Raw genomic sequence first — 16,298 nt, forward strand, 5'->3', positions numbered from 1 at the left:
GATGCGGGCGAGACGGCGACGGTTACCGTGAACGCGTGGAGCTCTCCGAGGACGTCGACCTGCGCACCGACCCGCGCCGCGGCCTGGTCGACTGGCAGCGCGCCGCGGCGATCGCCGGCCGGCTCGCGAAGCCGGGTCCGAAGGCCGAGCGCGGGCAGCTGGAGGGCCTCGTCGACGAGCTGCGCGACGCGGCGGGCCGGGCGGCGGCGCACGTCGCCCGCATCACGCGCCTGACCGCCGCCGACGGCGCGGACCCGTCGGTGGTCTCCCGGGTGCTCGTCGTCGACCGGCCGCACTGGTCGCGGGCCAACGCCGAGATGTTCGCGGTGATGACCGACGGCGTCGAGCTGAACGCGAGCCAGGGCACGCGGGCCGTAGGCGCTCTGCAGGTCGGGGGCGTGCTGGCGCTGCTGTCCAGCAAGGTGCTCGGCCAGTTCGACCCGTTCACCCCGCAGGACGGCCACACGGGCCGCCTGCTGCTCGTCGCGCCCAACGTGCTGCACCACGAGCGCAAGCTCAAGGTCGACGCGTCAGACTTCCGGCTCTGGGTCGCACTGCACGAGCAGACCCACGCGATGCAGTTCGCTGCGGCGCCGTGGCTCGCGGACCACCTGCGCACGCGGGCCGCGCAGCTCCTGTCGGACCTGAGCGACGAGGGCGGGCGGGCAGACCTGCTGAGCTCGGTCTCGCGCGCCATCACCGGAGACGGCGAGGGTGGGGGCATCCTCGACGCGCTCACGCCGCAGCAGCGGACCGTGTTCGAGGAGGTCGGCGCTGTCATGTCCGTGCTCGAGGGCCACGCGGACGTGACGATGGACGAGGTCGGTCCGTCCGTCGTCCCGACGGTCAAGGCCATCCGCAAGGCATTCGAGGCGCGACGCGACCAGGCAGGCAAGAGCAGGGGGCTCGACCAGGTGCTGCGTCGCGTGCTCGGCCTGGACGCCAAGCTCGCCCAGTACCGGGACGGCGCGAAGTTCGTCCGGGCGGTGCGCCGCTCGGTCGGCACCGACGGGTTCAACGCGGTCCTCGCGAGCCCCGAGAACCTGCCGCTGCCGCAGGAGATCGCGGACCCGCGGGCATGGGTGCGCCGGGTCCACGGATGAGCGGTCCGGCGCCCGCGGTCGCAGCGGTGCGTTCGGCGGTCGCCAGGTGCCTCGACGACGTCGGACCGGGGGAGACCGTCCTGGTCGCGTGCTCCGGCGGTCCCGATTCGCTAGCGCTCGCGGCGGGCGCCGCGTTCGTCGGGCGCAAGCGCGGGTGGCAGGTGGGGGCGGTCGTCGTCGACCACGGGCTCCAGGAGGGCTCCTCGCAGGTCGCCCACGAGGCCGCCCGCGCGTGCCGGGACCTCGGGCTCGACCCGGTCCGGGTGGTCCGCGTGGCGGTGGACGGACACGGCGGACCCGAGGCGGCCGCCCGTTCCGCGCGGTACGCGGCGCTCGACGCGCAGGACGCGACCGCGATCCTGCTGGGCCACACGCTCGACGACCAGGCCGAGACGGTCCTGCTCGGCCTCGCCCGCGGCTCGGGTGCCCGGGCGCTCGCGGGCATGCCTGCGGTCCGTGGACGCTTCCGCCGACCGCTGCTCGGGCTGCGCCGGTCGGACACGCTCGACGCGTGCGCGGCCCTGGGACTGGCTCCCTGGCACGACCCGACGAACGACGGCGCCCACGCCGCCGCGCCGCTGCGCGCCGTGGTCCGCTCCGACGTGCTCCCGACCCTCGAACGCGTCCTCGGCCCGGGCGTCGCCGAGGCCCTCGCGCGGACGGCCGACCAGCTGCGCGAGGACGCCGACGTGCTGGAGGCGCTCGCGGACGAGCTCCTGGACTATGCCGCCGGGCTGGAGATCGACGTCCTGGAGCAGGCGCCGGACGCGATCCGTCGACGGGCCCTCCGCACGGCGCTGATCAAGGCGGGCTGCCCGGCGGGCGCCCTGAGCCGAGCCCACGTCCTGGCCGTCGACGCGCTGGTCGTCGACTGGCACGGGCAGGGCCCGGTCTCGCTCCCGGGCGGCGTCGCCGCACGCCGGGCGTATGGCAGGCTTGCCCTCGGCGCGGTGGAACCCCACCAGTAGCCAGCAGGCCGGCAGGACGAGCACGTTCGACACACAGCTCGAGACAGCCAGTGCGACGACGAGGAGCGACTTCGGTGGACCCGGCGGACATGGGCGACGACCTCGAGCGGGTGCTCCTCACCGAGGAGCAGCTGCACGGTCGGCTCGACGAGATCGCGGCACAGGTCGACGCCGACTACGCCGGCAAGGACCTGCTCCTCGTGGGCGTCCTGAAGGGCGCCGTGATGGTCATGGCGGACCTCGCGCGGCGTCTGCACTCCCCGGTCCAGATGGACTGGATGGCGGTCTCCTCGTACGGGTCGGGCACCAAGTCCTCGGGTGTGGTCCGCATCCTCAAGGACCTCGACGCGGACCTGACGGGCCGGCACGTCCTGATCGTCGAGGACATCATCGACTCGGGCCTGACCCTGTCCTGGCTGCTGTCCAACCTGCGCTCGCGGGGACCGGCGTCGGTCGAGGTCGCGACCATGCTGCGCAAGCCCGAGGCGTCCAAGGTCGACGTCGACGTGCGCTACGTGGGCTTCAACATCCCGAACGAGTTCGTCGTCGGCTACGGCCTCGACTATGCCGAGCGGTACCGCAACCTGCCCTTCGTCGGCACGCTCGCGCCGCGGGTCTACGGGGCCTGAGCAGCGGGGCGACACGGCTTCGACCGGTCCGGCCCCGTCGGCGTCTCGTGTGCGCCCTCGGTGAACACCTGCGGGCATGCCGGGGATCATCGGGTAACTTCGAGCAACCAGACCCGCGAGCGGAGGATGAGGGGCTCAGCCCCGATCGCCCATGAACGTCAAGCGTCTTTCTCGTAGCCTCATTCTGTGGATCTCCCTTGCGGTCGTCCTCGCGGTGTTCGGCTTCAGCTCCATCAACCAGCCCAAGGTCAGCAGCATCGACACGTCCGACGGCATGGCCCTCATCGCCGACGGCAAGGTCGAGCAGGCGAAGATCACCGAGGGCGTCCAGCGGGTCAACCTGACGCTGGCCGAGGACTTCACCAAGGACGACAAGAACTACGGCAAGCTCGTCCAGTTCAACTACGTCGTCCCCCAGGGCGAGTCCGTGGTGGACGCGATCGCGCAGGCCGACCCGAAGGACGGCTACACGTCCGAGGTGCCGCAGAGCCCGTGGTGGATCAGCGTCCTGACGTTCCTCATCCCGCTGATCATCATCATCGGGCTGTTCTTCTTCCTGAGCTCGCAGATGCAGGGCGGCGGCTCGCGCGTCATGAGCTTCGGCAAGTCACGGGCGAAGCTGGTGAGCAAGGAGTCCCCGCAGGTCACGTTCTCCGACGTCGCCGGTGTCGACGAGGCGGTCGAGGAGCTGCAGGAGATCAAGGAGTTCCTCGCCGAGCCCGCGAAGTTCCAGGCGGTCGGCGCCAAGATCCCCAAGGGCGTGCTCCTGTATGGGCCGCCCGGGACCGGCAAGACCCTGCTCGCGCGCGCCGTGGCCGGCGAGGCGGGTGTGCCGTTCTACGCGATCTCCGGCTCGGACTTCGTCGAGATGTTCGTCGGCGTCGGCGCGAGCCGTGTGCGTGACCTGTTCAACCAGGCCAAGGAGAACGCCCCGGCGATCATCTTCATCGACGAGATCGACGCGGTCGGTCGGCACCGTGGTGCGGGCATGGGCGGCGGTCACGACGAGCGCGAGCAGACGCTCAACCAGATGCTCGTCGAGATGGACGGCTTCGACGCCAACGCGAACGTCATCCTCATCGCGGCGACCAACCGCCCCGACATCCTCGACCCCGCACTCCTGCGTCCGGGCCGGTTCGACCGTCAGGTCGCCGTGGACCCGCCCGACCTCAAGGGCCGCGAGCGGATCCTGCAGGTGCACTCGCAGGGCAAGCCGATGGCGCCCCACGTCGACCTCAACGTCGTCGCGCGCCGCACGCCCGGCTTCACCGGTGCCGACCTGGCCAACGTCCTGAACGAGGCCGCGCTGCTCACCGCCCGCACGGGCAAGCAGATCATCGACGACTTCATGCTCGACGAGGCCATCGACCGCGTGATCGCGGGCCCGCAGAAGCGCACCCGGGTGATGAACCCCAAGGAGATCAAGATCACCGCGTACCACGAGGGCGGTCACGCCCTGGTGGCGGCGGCCCTGCGGTACACGGACCCCGTCACCAAGGTGACGATCCTGCCGCGTGGTCGCGCCCTCGGGTACACGATGGTCATGCCGACCGAGGACAAGTACTCGACCACCCGCAACGAGCTGCTGGACACGCTGTCCTACGCGATGGGCGGTCGCGTCGCCGAGGAGCTCGTCTTCCACGACCCGACGACGGGCGCCAGCAACGACATCGAGAAGGCGTCGTCCACGGCCCGCAAGATGGTCACGCAGTTCGGCATGAGCGCCCGGCTCGGCGCGATCCAGCTCGGCCAGGCCTCCGGCGAGGTCTTCATGGGCCGCGACATGGGCCACGGGCGGGACTACTCGGAGGACGTCGCCGCGTCGATCGACCTCGAGGTGCGTGCGCTGATCGAGCGGGCGCACGACGAGGCGTGGGAGATCCTGGTCGAGTACCGCGACGTGCTGGACGCCCTGGTGCTCGAGCTGCTCGACAAGGAGACGCTCAACCAGGAGCAGCTCGCCACGATCTTCGAGCCGATCACCAAGCGCCCGCCGCGTCAGGTCTGGCTGTCGAGCGACCAGCGCGCGGTCTCCGACCGTCCGCCCGTCATGACGCCCGCCGAGCTGGCCGCGCGCAACGGCAAGCCGATCATCCCCGAGGACGAGGCCGCCGAGGCGTTCGGGTTCCCGGGCGAGCACGTCGTGCAGCTGCCCCCGGGGCAGACGCCGGACGCGAGCTGAGGGTGAGCGCCATCGGACCCGCGACGTCGCACAAGGGCACTGCCGTCGGGGAGTACGACCAGGACCGTGTCGAGGCGGCCATCCGTGAGCTGCTCCTCGCTGTCGGTGAGGACCCGGACCGCGAAGGCCTGCGCGAGACGCCGGCCCGCGTGGCCCGCTCGTACAAGGAGATCTTCGCGGGCCTCTTCCAGGAGCCGGCAGACGTCCTGACGACGACCTTCGACCTCGGCCACGACGAGATGGTCCTGGTCAAGGACATCGAGGTGTACTCGACCTGTGAGCACCACCTGGTGCCGTTCCACGGCGTCGCGCACGTGGGCTACATCCCAGGTGCCGACGGCCGCATCACCGGTCTGAGCAAGCTCGCGCGTCTGGTCGACGTGTTCGCGCGACGCCCCCAGGTGCAGGAACGCCTGACCTCGCAGATCGCCGATGCCCTGGTCGCCGAGCTCGAGCCGCGCGGCGTGCTCGTCGTCGTCGAGTGCGAGCACCTGTGCATGTCGATGCGCGGCGTGCGCAAGCCGGGCTCGCGCACCGTGACGTCCGCGGTCCGCGGCCAGATGCGTGACGTCGCGACGCGGGCCGAGGCCATGAGCCTCGTCCTCGGCCGCTGACCTCGTCGACGTCGGCACCGCGCCATGAGCGACACGCCTAGGCTCGGCAGCGTGATGGGTCTTCCCGACGCCGGCCGGACGCTGGTGATGGGCGTCGTCAACGTCACGCCGGACTCCTTCTCCGACGGGGGCCGCTGGTTCACGCCCTCGGCCGCCGTCGCGCACGGGCTGGAGCTGCTCGCGCAGGGCGCGGACCTGCTCGACGTCGGCGGTGAGTCCACCCGTCCCGGAGCTCGCCGCGTCCCCGTCCAGGACGAGCTCGACCGCGTGCTGCCGGTGATCGACGGGCTCGTAGCGCACGGAGCGGTGGTGAGCGTCGACACGACCCGCGCCGTGGTCGCACGCGAAGCCGTCGCGCGCGGTGCCCGTCTGGTCAACGACGTCTCGGGCGGCCTCGCGGACGACGACATGTACGGCGTGGTCGCCGACACGGGCGCGGCGTACGTCGCGATGCACTGGCGCGGGCACGCGGACGTCATGGACGACCTCGACGACTACGACGACGTCGTCGCCGACGTCCGACGCGAGCTGGCCGCCCGCGTGGCCGGGCTGCGTGCCGCGGGGGTGCGCGACGACCAGATCGTGCTCGACCCAGGCCTCGGGTTCGCCAAGGCGGGAGCGAGCAACTGGCCGCTCCTGGCCCGTCTGCCGGAGCTGGTCGCCGACGGGTTCCCGGTGCTGGTGGGTGCGAGCCGCAAGCGCTTCCTGGGCCACCTCCTCGCGCGGCCGGACGGTGAGCCGGCGCCCCCTCTCGCGCGCGACGGCGCCACGGCGGCGGTGTCCGCGCTGGCCGCAGCAGCGGGGGCTTGGTGCGTACGCGTGCACGAGGTGGCAGGCTCGGCCGATGCCGTGCGGGTGGCCGCCGCGTGGCGGGCCGGGGCCGTCGGCGCCGTGCCTGCGGCAGGGGTGGACGGGATCGACGAGGACGAGCTGGCTGTCGACGAGGACGCACGAGCTGGAGGGAGCACGCGATGACCACCGCCGAGCAGTGGGAGGGTGGCGTGCTGGACGGCGCGGGCCGCCAGCTGGACCAGATCCGGCTCACGGGCATCACCGCGGTCGGCTACCACGGCGTCTTCGACTTCGAGCGTCGCGAGGGCCAGACGTTCATCGCGGACGTCATCGTGCACCTGGACACCCGACGGGCCGCCGCGCGGGACGACCTCGCGCACACCCTGCACTACGGCGAGCTCGCGCAGCAGGTCTCGGCGGTGCTCTCCGGGGACCCCGTGGACCTCATCGAGACCGTCGCCGAGCGCATCGCCGCGACGGTGCTGGCCCACGCGATCGTGCAGGCGGTCGACGTGAGCGTGCACAAGCCGCAGGCGCCGATCGAGGTGCCGTTCGGCGACGTCGTCGTGCGCATCCACCGGGACCGCTCCAAGCTGCCCGCGGCCGAGCCGTACCTGCCGCGCAGCGGGTCCGAGCTGCCCGCGCCCGTCCGCTCCACGCCGACCTCGACGGCGTCGTTCCCCGTGACCCCGGCGCCCGGTGCGCCGCTCGTCGCAGGTGTCGCCGCGGCGTCCGCGCCCCCGCCTGCCGACGTCCCGCCGGTCGTCGTCGCACCACCCGTCGTCCAGCCGCCGGTCATCCCGCCGCGCGTCGTCGCCCCGCCCACGGTCCCTCCGGTCGTCGTCCCGCCCGCGGTCGTGGCGGCGACCGTCGCGGCACCCCCGGCCGTGCCGCCGACGATCCCCTGGTCGGAGATCGTGCAGGGCCCGCCCTCGACGGTCCCGCCGGCGCCCGGTGAGCTGTCGAGCGACGGACCCGACGGACCGTCCGAGCCGGTCGCCGTGACGGCCAGCACGGCCGGCGTCGCTGCGGCGGGGGCTGCTCCGGCCACACCGACCGCCGGGACCGGGCTGGTCGAGACCAGCTCCGACGCGGTCGTCGGAGAGATCGTGCTCGACTCGTTGGACGTCACGCCGCCCGCCGTCGTCGACGTCGTGCTGGCGCTCGGCGCCAACCTCGGCGCGGCGAAGGAGACGCTGCGTGCCGCGGTCGACGTGCTGTCGCACACGACCGGCCTCGAGGTCGTCCAGGTGTCGCCGCTGGCGCGGACGACGGCCGTCGGTGGACCGGACCAGCAGCCCGACTACCTCAACGCGATCGTGCTGGCGCGCACCATGCTGTCGCCCCGCGAGCTCCTGCGCGTGACACAGCGCATCGAGAACGAGAACGGACGCGTGCGCGAGGAACGCTGGGGACCGCGCACGCTCGACATCGACATCATCGTGTACGGCTCGGTGCTGGCGGTCACCGACGATCTCGAGCTGCCGCACCCGCGGGCGCACGAGCGCGCGTTCGTCCTGGAGCCCTGGGCGCAGGTGGACCCCGAGGCGGTGCTCCCCGGGCTCGGCGGCGGTCCGGTCGCCGCGCTGGCGGCCACCGCTCCCGACCGTGAGGGGATCCGCTGGCTCGCGCTCGACTGGCTGTCGTCGCCCGCGCCTGCCGCACCGGGTGCGGACGGCTCGACGGACGACGACGGCTCCGACGAGCGTGCGACCGATCGCTGGGAGGCACCACAGACGTGATGCACAGCACGCGCTGGCAGACGTTGCTGCTCGTGGCCGCGGGCGTCGCGGTCGGCACCTGGATCGTCCTTCGCACCATGGCATCCCGCGGTGCGCTGCCACCGAACGTGCCGTGGCTCGTCGTCATCGTCGAGCTCGGCATCGCGGCCGTCGTCTTCGTGCTCGGGTGGCAGGTGCGCCAGTACCTGCACGGCAAGCGGCCCAACCTCGAGGCGCTGCGCGCGGCCCGCACGGTCGTGCTCGCCAAGGCGTCCTGCTACACGGGCGCGCTGCTCGCGGGCTGGTACGGCGGGCACGTGCTGGCGCTGCTCACCGGGACGGACGAGCCGGGCAACGGCGGACGGACCCTGTCTGCGGCGGTCGCGATGATCGGCGGTGCCGTGCTCGCGGTCGTCGGCCTGGTCGTCGAGCGGTTCTGCCGGATCCCGCCGCCGGAGGCGGACGCCGCGTCCCGCGAGCGTGCGGCACCGGACCCGACCACTCCGTGACGGCCCCGCTAACGAGCCCTGCGCACGGTGACAGGATGAGCGCATGACCTCCGACGCGCCCCCGACCACCCGGGAGCCCTTCGACCCGACCGACGTCACGTGGACGCCGGTCTCCCGCCGGCTGATCGGCGCACGGCTCACCGTGGCGGCGATCGTCCTGGTTCCCCTGCTCCTCGTCGCCGTGGCGGGCGCGATCGCCGCGGGAGAGGCGTGGGTCTGGTCGTTCCCGGCGGCGGTCGCCCTGCTGTGCCTGTGGATCGGCTGGTTGGTACCGCGACAGGTCGGGGCGATGGCGTACGCGGAGCGCGCCGACGACCTGCTCGTGCGCAGCGGGATCATGTTCCGCTCCATGGTCGTGGTGCCGTACGGGCGCATGCAGTACGTCGACGTCAACGCGGGACCGTTGGCGCGCAAGTTCGGCATCGCGACGGTCCAGCTGCACACGGCCGCGCCCGCGACCGGCGCCGCGATCAACGGCCTGCCACCGCACGAGGCCGCGCGACTGCGTGACCGGATGGCCTCGCGCGGCGAGGCCAGGCTGGCGGGACTGTGACCGAGCAGGTCCCCAGCACCCCGGAGGCCCCGGCGGCGCCGGTCGCTCCGGTGGTCGTCGAGCACGAGCCCGACGGCGGTCCGGACGCGATCGAGGGCTGGCGCCGGATGCACCCGGTCACGCCCGCGCTCAAGGGCTGGCGCATCCTCGCGGTCGTCGTCGGCATCGTGGTGATCCAGTCGGAGAACCTGCGCGAGGCCGTCGACCTGCGGCACGGCAAGACGTGGCTCGTGGTGCTGGGCTCGATCGTCCTGATCGCCCTCATCGGTTTCGCCTACTCCGCGCTCGCCTGGCGCGTCACCCGGTTCGCGGTGACCGACGAGGCCGTCCACCTGCGCACCGGCCTGCTGTTCCGTCAGCAACGGCAGGCGCGGCTCGACCGCCTGCAGGCCGTCGACGTCGTGCAGCCCCTGCTCGCCCGGCTCGTCGGTCTGTCCGAGCTCAAGATCGAGGTGGCCGGGGGCGACGGCTCCGGGGTGTCCCTGGCGTTCCTGCGGGAGGCCGATGCCGAGGTCCTGCGGGCGGAGCTGCTCGCGCTCGCCGCGGGGCTGACCCGGCCGGTGGGTGCGCCGCACGCCGCCGTGCCGGACGGGCCGCACGTCGAGCCCGGCGCGGGCGCGCCGTCCGACGGGGCGGCTGTCCCTTCTTCTTCTTCGACGACGGTGGGCTCGGTGCCGTTCGTCGCCGCCCCGGAGCGTGGCGTGTACGACCTGCCGATGCCCCGGCTGATCGTCGCGACATTGCGTTCCGGCGCCGTCCCGATGCTCCTGCTCGTGGGGGCGGGCATCGTCACGGCGGGCATCATGTCCGGGGACATCGGCACGGTGATCTTCCTGCTCCCGGCCGTCTTCGGTGGTGCTGCGTTCGTCTGGAACCGCGTCAACCAGGGCGCCAACTTCCGGGCGGCGATCTCGCCAGACGGCATCCGCCTGCGGCACGGCCTCACGGAGAACCGTGCGCAGACCGTGCCGCCGGGCCGTGTGCAGGCGATCCGGCTGACGCAGGGGCCGCTGTGGCGCGGCAAGGACTGGTGGCGCGTCGAGATCAACGTCGCGGGCTACGGCCAGGGCAGCGAGCAGCAGCGCGACACGGTGCTGCACCCGGTAGCCACGCGCGACGAGGCGATGACCGCTCTCTGGCTCGTCCTGCCCGACCTCGGCGTCGACGACCCGGTGGCACTGATGGACGCGGCCCTCGACGGCTCCGGTGACGACGCGGGGTTCACGGGTGCGCCGCGCAGCGCACGCTGGGTGGACCCGGTGGGCTGGCGTCGGCACGGCTTCCGGGTGACCGACCGGGCGCTGGTGACGCGGACCGGTCGCTTCTGGCGGCAGGTCGACGTGGTGCCGCACGAGCGCACGCAGTCGCTCGGGCTCGCGCAGGGGCCCGTCCAGCGCAGGCTCGGGCTGGCGTCGTTCGTGCTGCACTCCACGCCCGGGCCGGTCGCGCCGCGTGTCGACCACCTGGGCGCGGCCGTCGCGGCCGAGCTCCTCGACGAGCAGGCCGCGCGTGCCCGCACGGCCCGCGCGACCGCGACCCCCGAGCAGTGGATGCGCGCGGTCGGCGTCCCGACCCCGGAGCACGCGCCACGGCCCCCTGACGGTGTCCCGACCCCCGACCACGCGCCGCAGCCCGTGGTCGGCGTCCCGATCCCGGACGACGCGCCGCTGCCCGCGGACGCCGCAGACCCGGGCCACCTCGTCGACCCGCGCCCGCAGGGACCGGACGCATGAGCAACCCCGCCACGCGACCCGGCAGGCTCGGGGTCGGCGTCGTCGGTGCCGGCCGGGTCGGCGCCGTGCTCGGCAGCGCGCTGCGCGGAGCGGGTCACCCGGTGGTGGCGGTGTCGGCGATCTCGGAGGCCTCACGCGAGCGCGCCGCCACGCTCCTGCCGGGCGTCCCGGTGCTCGACATCCCCGAGGTGGTCCGTCGCGCAGAGCTCGTCCTGCTCGCGGTCCCCGACGACGCGCTCGCCGACCTGGTCAAGGGCCTGGCCGACGTGGGTGCCTGGCAGGCCGGGCAGATCGTCGTCCACACGTCGGGCCGCTTCGGCGTGGGTGTGCTCGCTCCGGCACGGTCCGCGGGGGCGATCCCGCTGGCCCTGCACCCCGCGATGACGTTCACGGGCACCTCGCTGGACCTGTCGAGGCTCGTCGGCTGCTCGTTCGCGGTCACGGCGCCGGCCCCGGTGCTGCCCATCGGGCAGGCGCTGGTCGTGGAGATCGGCGGCGAGCCGGTGGTGCTCGAGGAGGAGGCGCGCGGGCTGTACCACGCGGCCCTCGCGCACGGCGCGAACCATCTCGTCGTCCTCGTCGCGCAGGCGGCGCAGGCGCTGGCCGACGCGGGCGTCACCGACCCCGGCCGCATGCTGGCGCCGCTGCTCGATGCCGCGCTCGACGGTGCGCTGCGTGCGGAGTCGCCCACGGACCCGGCCACGGGCACGCGCGGGCCGGGCGCGATCAGTGCGCTCACCGGTCCCGTGCGCCGCGGCGACGCCGGCACGGTGCGCGAGCACGGCGAGGCCCTGACGGCGTTCGCCGCCCGCACGGGAGCGGTCGACGTCGTCGAGGGGTACCGTGCTCTGGCCCGTTCGGCGGCCGGGCGGGCGCTCGCTGCGGGCCTGATCTCGGCGTCGGCGGCGCAGGACGTGCTGGACGGCATCAACGAGGGCTCGCCGACGTTGCTACGGGACGTAGACCCGCATCAGGATCCGCAGGAGGACCCGGAATGACCACGCAGACCACGACGCCGACTCTCGTGCACACGCGCGAGGAGCTCGCCGCGGCGCTGGCGGTGCAGGACGTGCAGGCGGTCCCGCGCACCGAGGGCCGCGCGGCGCACACCGCCAAGCCGCACCGGCGGGCGGTCGTGATGACCATGGGCGCGCTGCACGCGGGCCACCTGTCCCTCGTCGCGAAGGCCCGTGAGCTGGCGGACGCGGTCGTGGTGACGATCTTCGTGAACCCGCTGCAGTTCGGCGCCGGCGAGGACCTGTCCCGGTACCCCCGGGACCTGCACGGTGACCTCGCGCTGCTGTCCGGGCCCGGTCTGCTGGGTCCCGACGACATCGTCTTCGCCCCCGGGCCGGACGTCGTGTACCCCGACGGCGACCCGATCGTGCGGGTGAGCGCGGGCGCGATCGGCGACGTGCTCGAGGGCACCTCTCGGCCGGGTCACCTCGACGGCGTGCTCACCGTGGTCCTCAAGCTCCTGCACCTCACGCGTCCCGACGTCGCCCTGTTCGGCCGCAAGGACGCGCAGCAGCTCGCGGCGGTCCGGCGCATGGTCCGCGACCTCGACGTCCCGGTCGTCGTGCACGGCGCGCCCCTGGTCCGTGACGAGGACGGCCTGGCCCTGTCCAGCCGCAACGCGTACCTCTCCGCCGACGAGCACCGCCGCGCCCTCGGGCTCTCGCAGGCGCTGGGTCTCGCGGCACGCGCCGGGGGAGCCGACGCCATCCGGTCCACGGCGCTCGACACCCTGCACGCCGCGGGCGTCGAGCCCGACTACGTCGCGCTGGTCGATCCCGAGACGTTCGAGGACGTCCCGGCGGACTACGCGGGCGAGGCTCTCCTGCTGCTCGCCGCACAGGTGGGCGCGACGCGGTTGATCGACAACGACACCGTCACCGTGGGGGTCCCTTCGTGACGAGCCTGCAGCGCACGATGATGACGGGCAAGATCCACCGCGCGACCGTCACGCAGGCCGACCTGCACTACGTCGGGTCGATCACGGTCGACGCCGAGCTGCTCGCCGCGGCGGACGTGCTGCCGGGACAGCAGGTGGACGTGGTCGACGTGACGAACGGTGCCCGACTGACCACCTACGCGATCGCAGGCGAGCCGGGCTCCGGCCAGGTCTGCGTCAACGGCGCGGCCGCCCACCTGATCCACCCGGGAGACGTCGTCATCCTCATCGCCTACGGCCAGCTGTCCGACGACGACGCGCGTACCTACGAGCCGCGCGTCGTGCTCGTCGACGAGCAGAACCGTGTCGCGGCGCTCGGTGACGACCCCGGTCAGGTACCGGACTGGTCGGACCTCGAACCCAGCGGGCTGCCCCTGGCGCAGGGTCGTCAGCTCGTCGGGCGCGCCCGGTGACCGCCCTCGTCGGAGAGCAGACCCAGACGACCCCACCGGCCGCGACCCGGCTGGCCACGCGCCTCGCCGCGCCCGCTCCCGGCTGGACCGTGCAGGCGGACGCGGTCGTGGTCGGCTCGGGCATCGCGGGCCTGACCGCCGCGCTCGAGCTGCGCACCCGCGTGCCGCGGGTCCTGCTCGTCACCAAGGACATCCTCGCGTCGGGCTCGACGGTCTGGGCGCAGGGCGGCATCGCCGCGGCGCTCGACCCCACGGACTCGCCGGCGGCGCACCTGCAGGACACGCTCGTCGCGGGTGCCGGACTGTGCGACCCGCGCGCCGTCGAGGTGCTGGTCACCGAGGGTCCGGCGCGCGTCCGCGAGCTCGTCGCACGTGGCGCGGTGTTCGACCGTGGTCCCGACGGCGCCATCTCGCTGACGCGCGAGGGCGGCCACCACGCCGACCGCATCGCGCACGCCGGCGGGGACGCGACGGGTGCCGAGATCTCCCGGGCGCTCGTCGCGCAGATCGAGGCGGTGCGCGACGACCCGGGCATCGAGGTGATCGAGCACGCCCTCGTGCTGGACGTGCTGACCGGTCCGCCCACCGCGGACGGACGTCCCGGACGGGCGTGCGGCGTCACGCTGCACGTGATCGGCGAGGGTCAGCGCGACGGCGTCGGCGCGGCGCTGGGCAGCGCGGTCGTGCTCGCGACCGGCGGCATCGGCCAGGTGTTCCGCTCGTCGACCAACCCCGTGCAGGCGACGGGCGACGGGATCGCCGCCGCGCTGCGGGCGGGCGCGGTGCTGGGCGACGTCGAGTTCGTGCAGTTCCACCCGACCGTGCTGTGGCTCGGGGCCGGCGTGAAGGGTCAGCTCACGCTCGTCTCCGAGGCCGTGCGCGGCGAGGGCGCGCTGCTGCTCGACACGGACGGCGTGCGGTTCATGCCGGACGTGCACCCGATGGCCGAGCTCGCGCCGCGGGACATCGTCGCGCACGCGATCGTCCGCCGGATGGCCGCGACGGGTTCCGACCACGTGTGGCTGGACGCGCGGCACCTCGGCCCGGAGTTCCTGCGACGTCGCTTCCCGACGATCCACGACCGTCTGCTGGAGCACGGCATCGACCTGACCACGGACCTCGTCCCGGTCGCCCCGGCCCAGCACTACCACTCGGGCGGCGTCGTGACCGACCTCGTGGGGCGCACCACCGTGCCCGGCCTGTACGCCGTGGGTGAGGTCGCTTGTACGGGCGTCCACGGCGCCAACCGGCTCGCGTCCAACTCGCTCCTCGAAGGCCTGGTCTTCGCGACCCGCGCGGCCCGGCACATCGCCTCGCAGCCGTTGCCGCGGCCCGAGCCGGTGGAGCGTCCCGGGGCCGAGGCGCTCGTCGCAGCGGCCTCACGGGCGCGGGTGCAACGCCTCGCGTCCGAGGGGCCGGGCGTCCTGCGCTCGGGCGACGGCCTGCGTCGTGCCGGTGCCGCTCTCGCCGCTGTCCCGACGGACGCCCACCTGCGCAGCGACGAGGGCCGCCGCCTGGCCGCTCCGCAGGTCGCGGAGTGGGAGACGACGAACGTGCACCAGGTGGCGACCGTGCTGACAGCCACGGCGCTGGAGCGCGAGGAGAGCCGGGGCGGGCACGCCCGCAGCGACTTCCCGGACCGGTCCGACGCCTGGCGTCTGCGGCTGGAGGCGTTCCTGGACGCCGAGGGCACGCTGGTCACCCGCCGCACGCCGCTCACGTGACGGACCTGCTCCTGCGTCCGGCCGGCGTCGACGACCTCGCACGGATCGTCGAGCTCATCGCGGACGACGTCATCTCCGCCGAGCGCACGGGCTCGTTCGATGCCGCTCACCTGGCCGCGTTCGAGGCGATCGACGTGGACCCGAACAACGAGGTGATCGTCGCGGAGCTGGACGGCGCGGTCGTCGGCACCATGCAGCTGACCTACGTGCCCGGCATCTCACGGCACGGAGCGACACGTCTTCTGGTCGAGGCCGTCCGGGTGGATGCCCGGCTGCGCGGCGGCGGGATCGGCCGACAGATGATGCTCTGGGCGCACGAGCGCGGTCGCGCGCGAGGGTGCGTGCTCGCCCAGCTGACCTCCGACAAGCGCCGCACCGACGCCCACCGGTTCTACCTCTCGCTGGGCTACGACCAGTCCCACGAGGGCTTCAAGCTCGCGCTGTGAGCGTCACGGACGATCCGCAGGGGACCGCCCGCGTTAGCGTGTCGCTCGTGAGCCTCACCGCACTGGACCCCGAGTGGGTCGCCCGTACCGTCGCGACGGCCCTCGACGAGGACCTGGGAGCCGCACCCGGTCGGGACGTCACCACGCAGGCGACCATCTCGCCGGAGGCGACCGGGACGGCCGACCTCGTGGCGCGGGAGTCGGGCGTCGTCGCCGGGCTCGTGCTCGTGCCGGCTGTCGTCGAGCAGGTCGCGCACCGTCTGGGCCTCGAGGTACCGACGGTCGAGCAGCGTGTCGCCGACGGGGCCCGGGTGGCGCGCGGCGACGTGCTCGCGGTCCTCGTGGGCCCGGTCCAGGTGCTGCTCGTCGCCGAGCGCACGATGCTCAACCTGGCCAGCCGCGCGTCGGGCGTCGCGACGCACACGCGCCGGTGGGCGGACGCGCTGGAGGGGACGGGCGCCCAGGTGCTCGACACCCGCAAGACGACCCCGGGGCTGCGCGCGCTCGACAAGTACGCGGTGCGCTGCGGCGGGGGCACCAACAAGCGCATGGGGCTGTACGACGTCGCGATGGTCAAGGACAACCACGTGGTCGCTGCCGGTTCGGTGAGCGCGGCGATCGAGGCCATCCGCAGGCGGTTCCCGGACGTCCTCATCCAGGTCGAGGCCGACACCCTCGCGCAGGCCATCGAGGCGATCGACGCGGGAGCGCGGTTCCTGCTGCTGGACAACATGGCGACGCCGGTCCTCGCCGAGGTGGTCGCTGCGGTCCGGGCGCACGAGCCGGAGCACGTCGAGCTCGAGGCCACCGGGAACCTGACGCTGGACCGCGCACGCGAGGTCGCCGAGACAGGGGTCGACTACCTGTCGGTGGGTGGGCTCACGCACTCGTCACCGATCCTCGACCTGGCCCTCGACCTGGAGCCCGGGGGACCCGAACCCCGCCGGTAGGATTGCC

16 protein-coding genes are annotated in these 16,298 nt (G+C 73.6%); all 16 read left to right on the plus strand.

The window, feature by feature from the left end; all coding sequences use genetic code 11:
* Positions 1-35: 35 nt before the first annotated feature.
* The 16 genes from AC1DPN_RS07500 to nadC all read left to right on the plus strand — a co-directional run bounded on the left by AC1DPN_RS07500 (position 36) and on the right by nadC (position 16,291).
* Positions 36-1,103, plus strand: coding sequence for a zinc-dependent metalloprotease (locus AC1DPN_RS07500; protein ID WP_477084111.1), 1,068 nt, complete (start codon positions 36-38; stop codon positions 1,101-1,103).
* The gene (gene tilS, locus AC1DPN_RS07505; protein ID WP_477084112.1) at positions 1,100-2,071 is read left to right on the plus strand and encodes a tRNA lysidine(34) synthetase TilS; all 972 of its coding nucleotides are present in this window, start codon (positions 1,100-1,102) and stop codon (positions 2,069-2,071) included. Before AC1DPN_RS07500 ends, tilS begins: the two co-directional genes overlap by 4 nt.
* Before the next feature lie 74 nt (positions 2,072-2,145).
* A complete protein-coding gene (gene hpt / locus AC1DPN_RS07510) occupies positions 2,146-2,700 on the plus strand; it encodes a hypoxanthine phosphoribosyltransferase (protein WP_477084113.1) in 555 nt (184 codons plus the stop codon).
* 151 nt (positions 2,701-2,851) lie between these two features.
* Positions 2,852-4,882 carry an ATP-dependent zinc metalloprotease FtsH gene (ftsH, locus tag AC1DPN_RS07515; protein ID WP_477084114.1) on the plus strand — a complete coding sequence of 677 codons (2,031 nt, stop codon included), beginning with the start codon at positions 2,852-2,854 and terminating at the stop codon, positions 4,880-4,882.
* Positions 4,883-4,893: 11 nt separating this feature from the next.
* The gene (gene folE, locus AC1DPN_RS07520) at positions 4,894-5,496 is read left to right on the plus strand and encodes a GTP cyclohydrolase I FolE (protein WP_477084584.1); all 603 of its coding nucleotides are present in this window, start codon (positions 4,894-4,896) and stop codon (positions 5,494-5,496) included.
* Between the two features lie 54 nt (positions 5,497-5,550).
* Positions 5,551-6,471, plus strand: coding sequence for a dihydropteroate synthase (gene folP, locus AC1DPN_RS07525; RefSeq protein WP_477084585.1), 921 nt, complete (start codon positions 5,551-5,553; stop codon positions 6,469-6,471).
* Positions 6,468-8,030, plus strand: a complete 1,563-nt coding sequence (folK, locus tag AC1DPN_RS07530) for a 2-amino-4-hydroxy-6-hydroxymethyldihydropteridine diphosphokinase (RefSeq protein WP_477084115.1) — start codon at positions 6,468-6,470, stop codon at positions 8,028-8,030. The genes folP and folK overlap by 4 nt, the downstream gene beginning before the upstream one ends.
* Positions 8,030-8,518, plus strand: a complete 489-nt coding sequence (locus AC1DPN_RS07535; protein ID WP_477084116.1) for a DUF3180 domain-containing protein — start codon at positions 8,030-8,032, stop codon at positions 8,516-8,518. Before folK ends, AC1DPN_RS07535 begins: the two co-directional genes overlap by 1 nt.
* A 43-nt stretch (positions 8,519-8,561) precedes the next feature.
* Positions 8,562-9,071 (plus strand): PH domain-containing protein, encoded by a 510-nt coding sequence (locus AC1DPN_RS07540; protein WP_477084117.1) that lies wholly within the window; start codon positions 8,562-8,564, stop codon positions 9,069-9,071.
* Entirely contained in the window at positions 9,068-10,804 is a 1,737-nt protein-coding gene (locus AC1DPN_RS07545; RefSeq protein WP_477084118.1) for a PH domain-containing protein, read from the plus strand. Before AC1DPN_RS07540 ends, AC1DPN_RS07545 begins: the two co-directional genes overlap by 4 nt.
* Entirely contained in the window at positions 10,801-11,802 is a 1,002-nt protein-coding gene (locus AC1DPN_RS07550) for a Rossmann-like and DUF2520 domain-containing protein (protein WP_477084119.1), read from the plus strand. The genes AC1DPN_RS07545 and AC1DPN_RS07550 overlap by 4 nt, the downstream gene beginning before the upstream one ends.
* The gene (gene panC / locus AC1DPN_RS07555; protein ID WP_477084120.1) at positions 11,799-12,719 is read left to right on the plus strand and encodes a pantoate--beta-alanine ligase; all 921 of its coding nucleotides are present in this window, start codon (positions 11,799-11,801) and stop codon (positions 12,717-12,719) included. The genes AC1DPN_RS07550 and panC overlap by 4 nt, the downstream gene beginning before the upstream one ends.
* Positions 12,716-13,171, plus strand: coding sequence for an aspartate 1-decarboxylase (panD, locus tag AC1DPN_RS07560; RefSeq protein ID WP_477084121.1), 456 nt, complete (start codon positions 12,716-12,718; stop codon positions 13,169-13,171). The genes panC and panD overlap by 4 nt, the downstream gene beginning before the upstream one ends.
* Positions 13,168-14,895, plus strand: coding sequence for an L-aspartate oxidase (locus AC1DPN_RS07565; RefSeq protein WP_477084122.1), 1,728 nt, complete (start codon positions 13,168-13,170; stop codon positions 14,893-14,895). Before panD ends, AC1DPN_RS07565 begins: the two co-directional genes overlap by 4 nt.
* Positions 14,892-15,341: an N-acetyltransferase family protein gene (locus AC1DPN_RS07570; RefSeq protein WP_477084123.1), complete on the plus strand. Its 450-nt coding sequence runs from the start codon at positions 14,892-14,894 to the stop codon at positions 15,339-15,341. The genes AC1DPN_RS07565 and AC1DPN_RS07570 overlap by 4 nt, the downstream gene beginning before the upstream one ends.
* Positions 15,342-15,388: 47 nt before the next feature.
* Entirely contained in the window at positions 15,389-16,291 is a 903-nt protein-coding gene (gene nadC, locus AC1DPN_RS07575; RefSeq protein ID WP_477084124.1) for a carboxylating nicotinate-nucleotide diphosphorylase, read from the plus strand.
* Positions 16,292-16,298: the final 7 nt, after the last annotated feature.

The organism is Cellulomonas sp. P4_H4 (assembly GCF_056400865.1).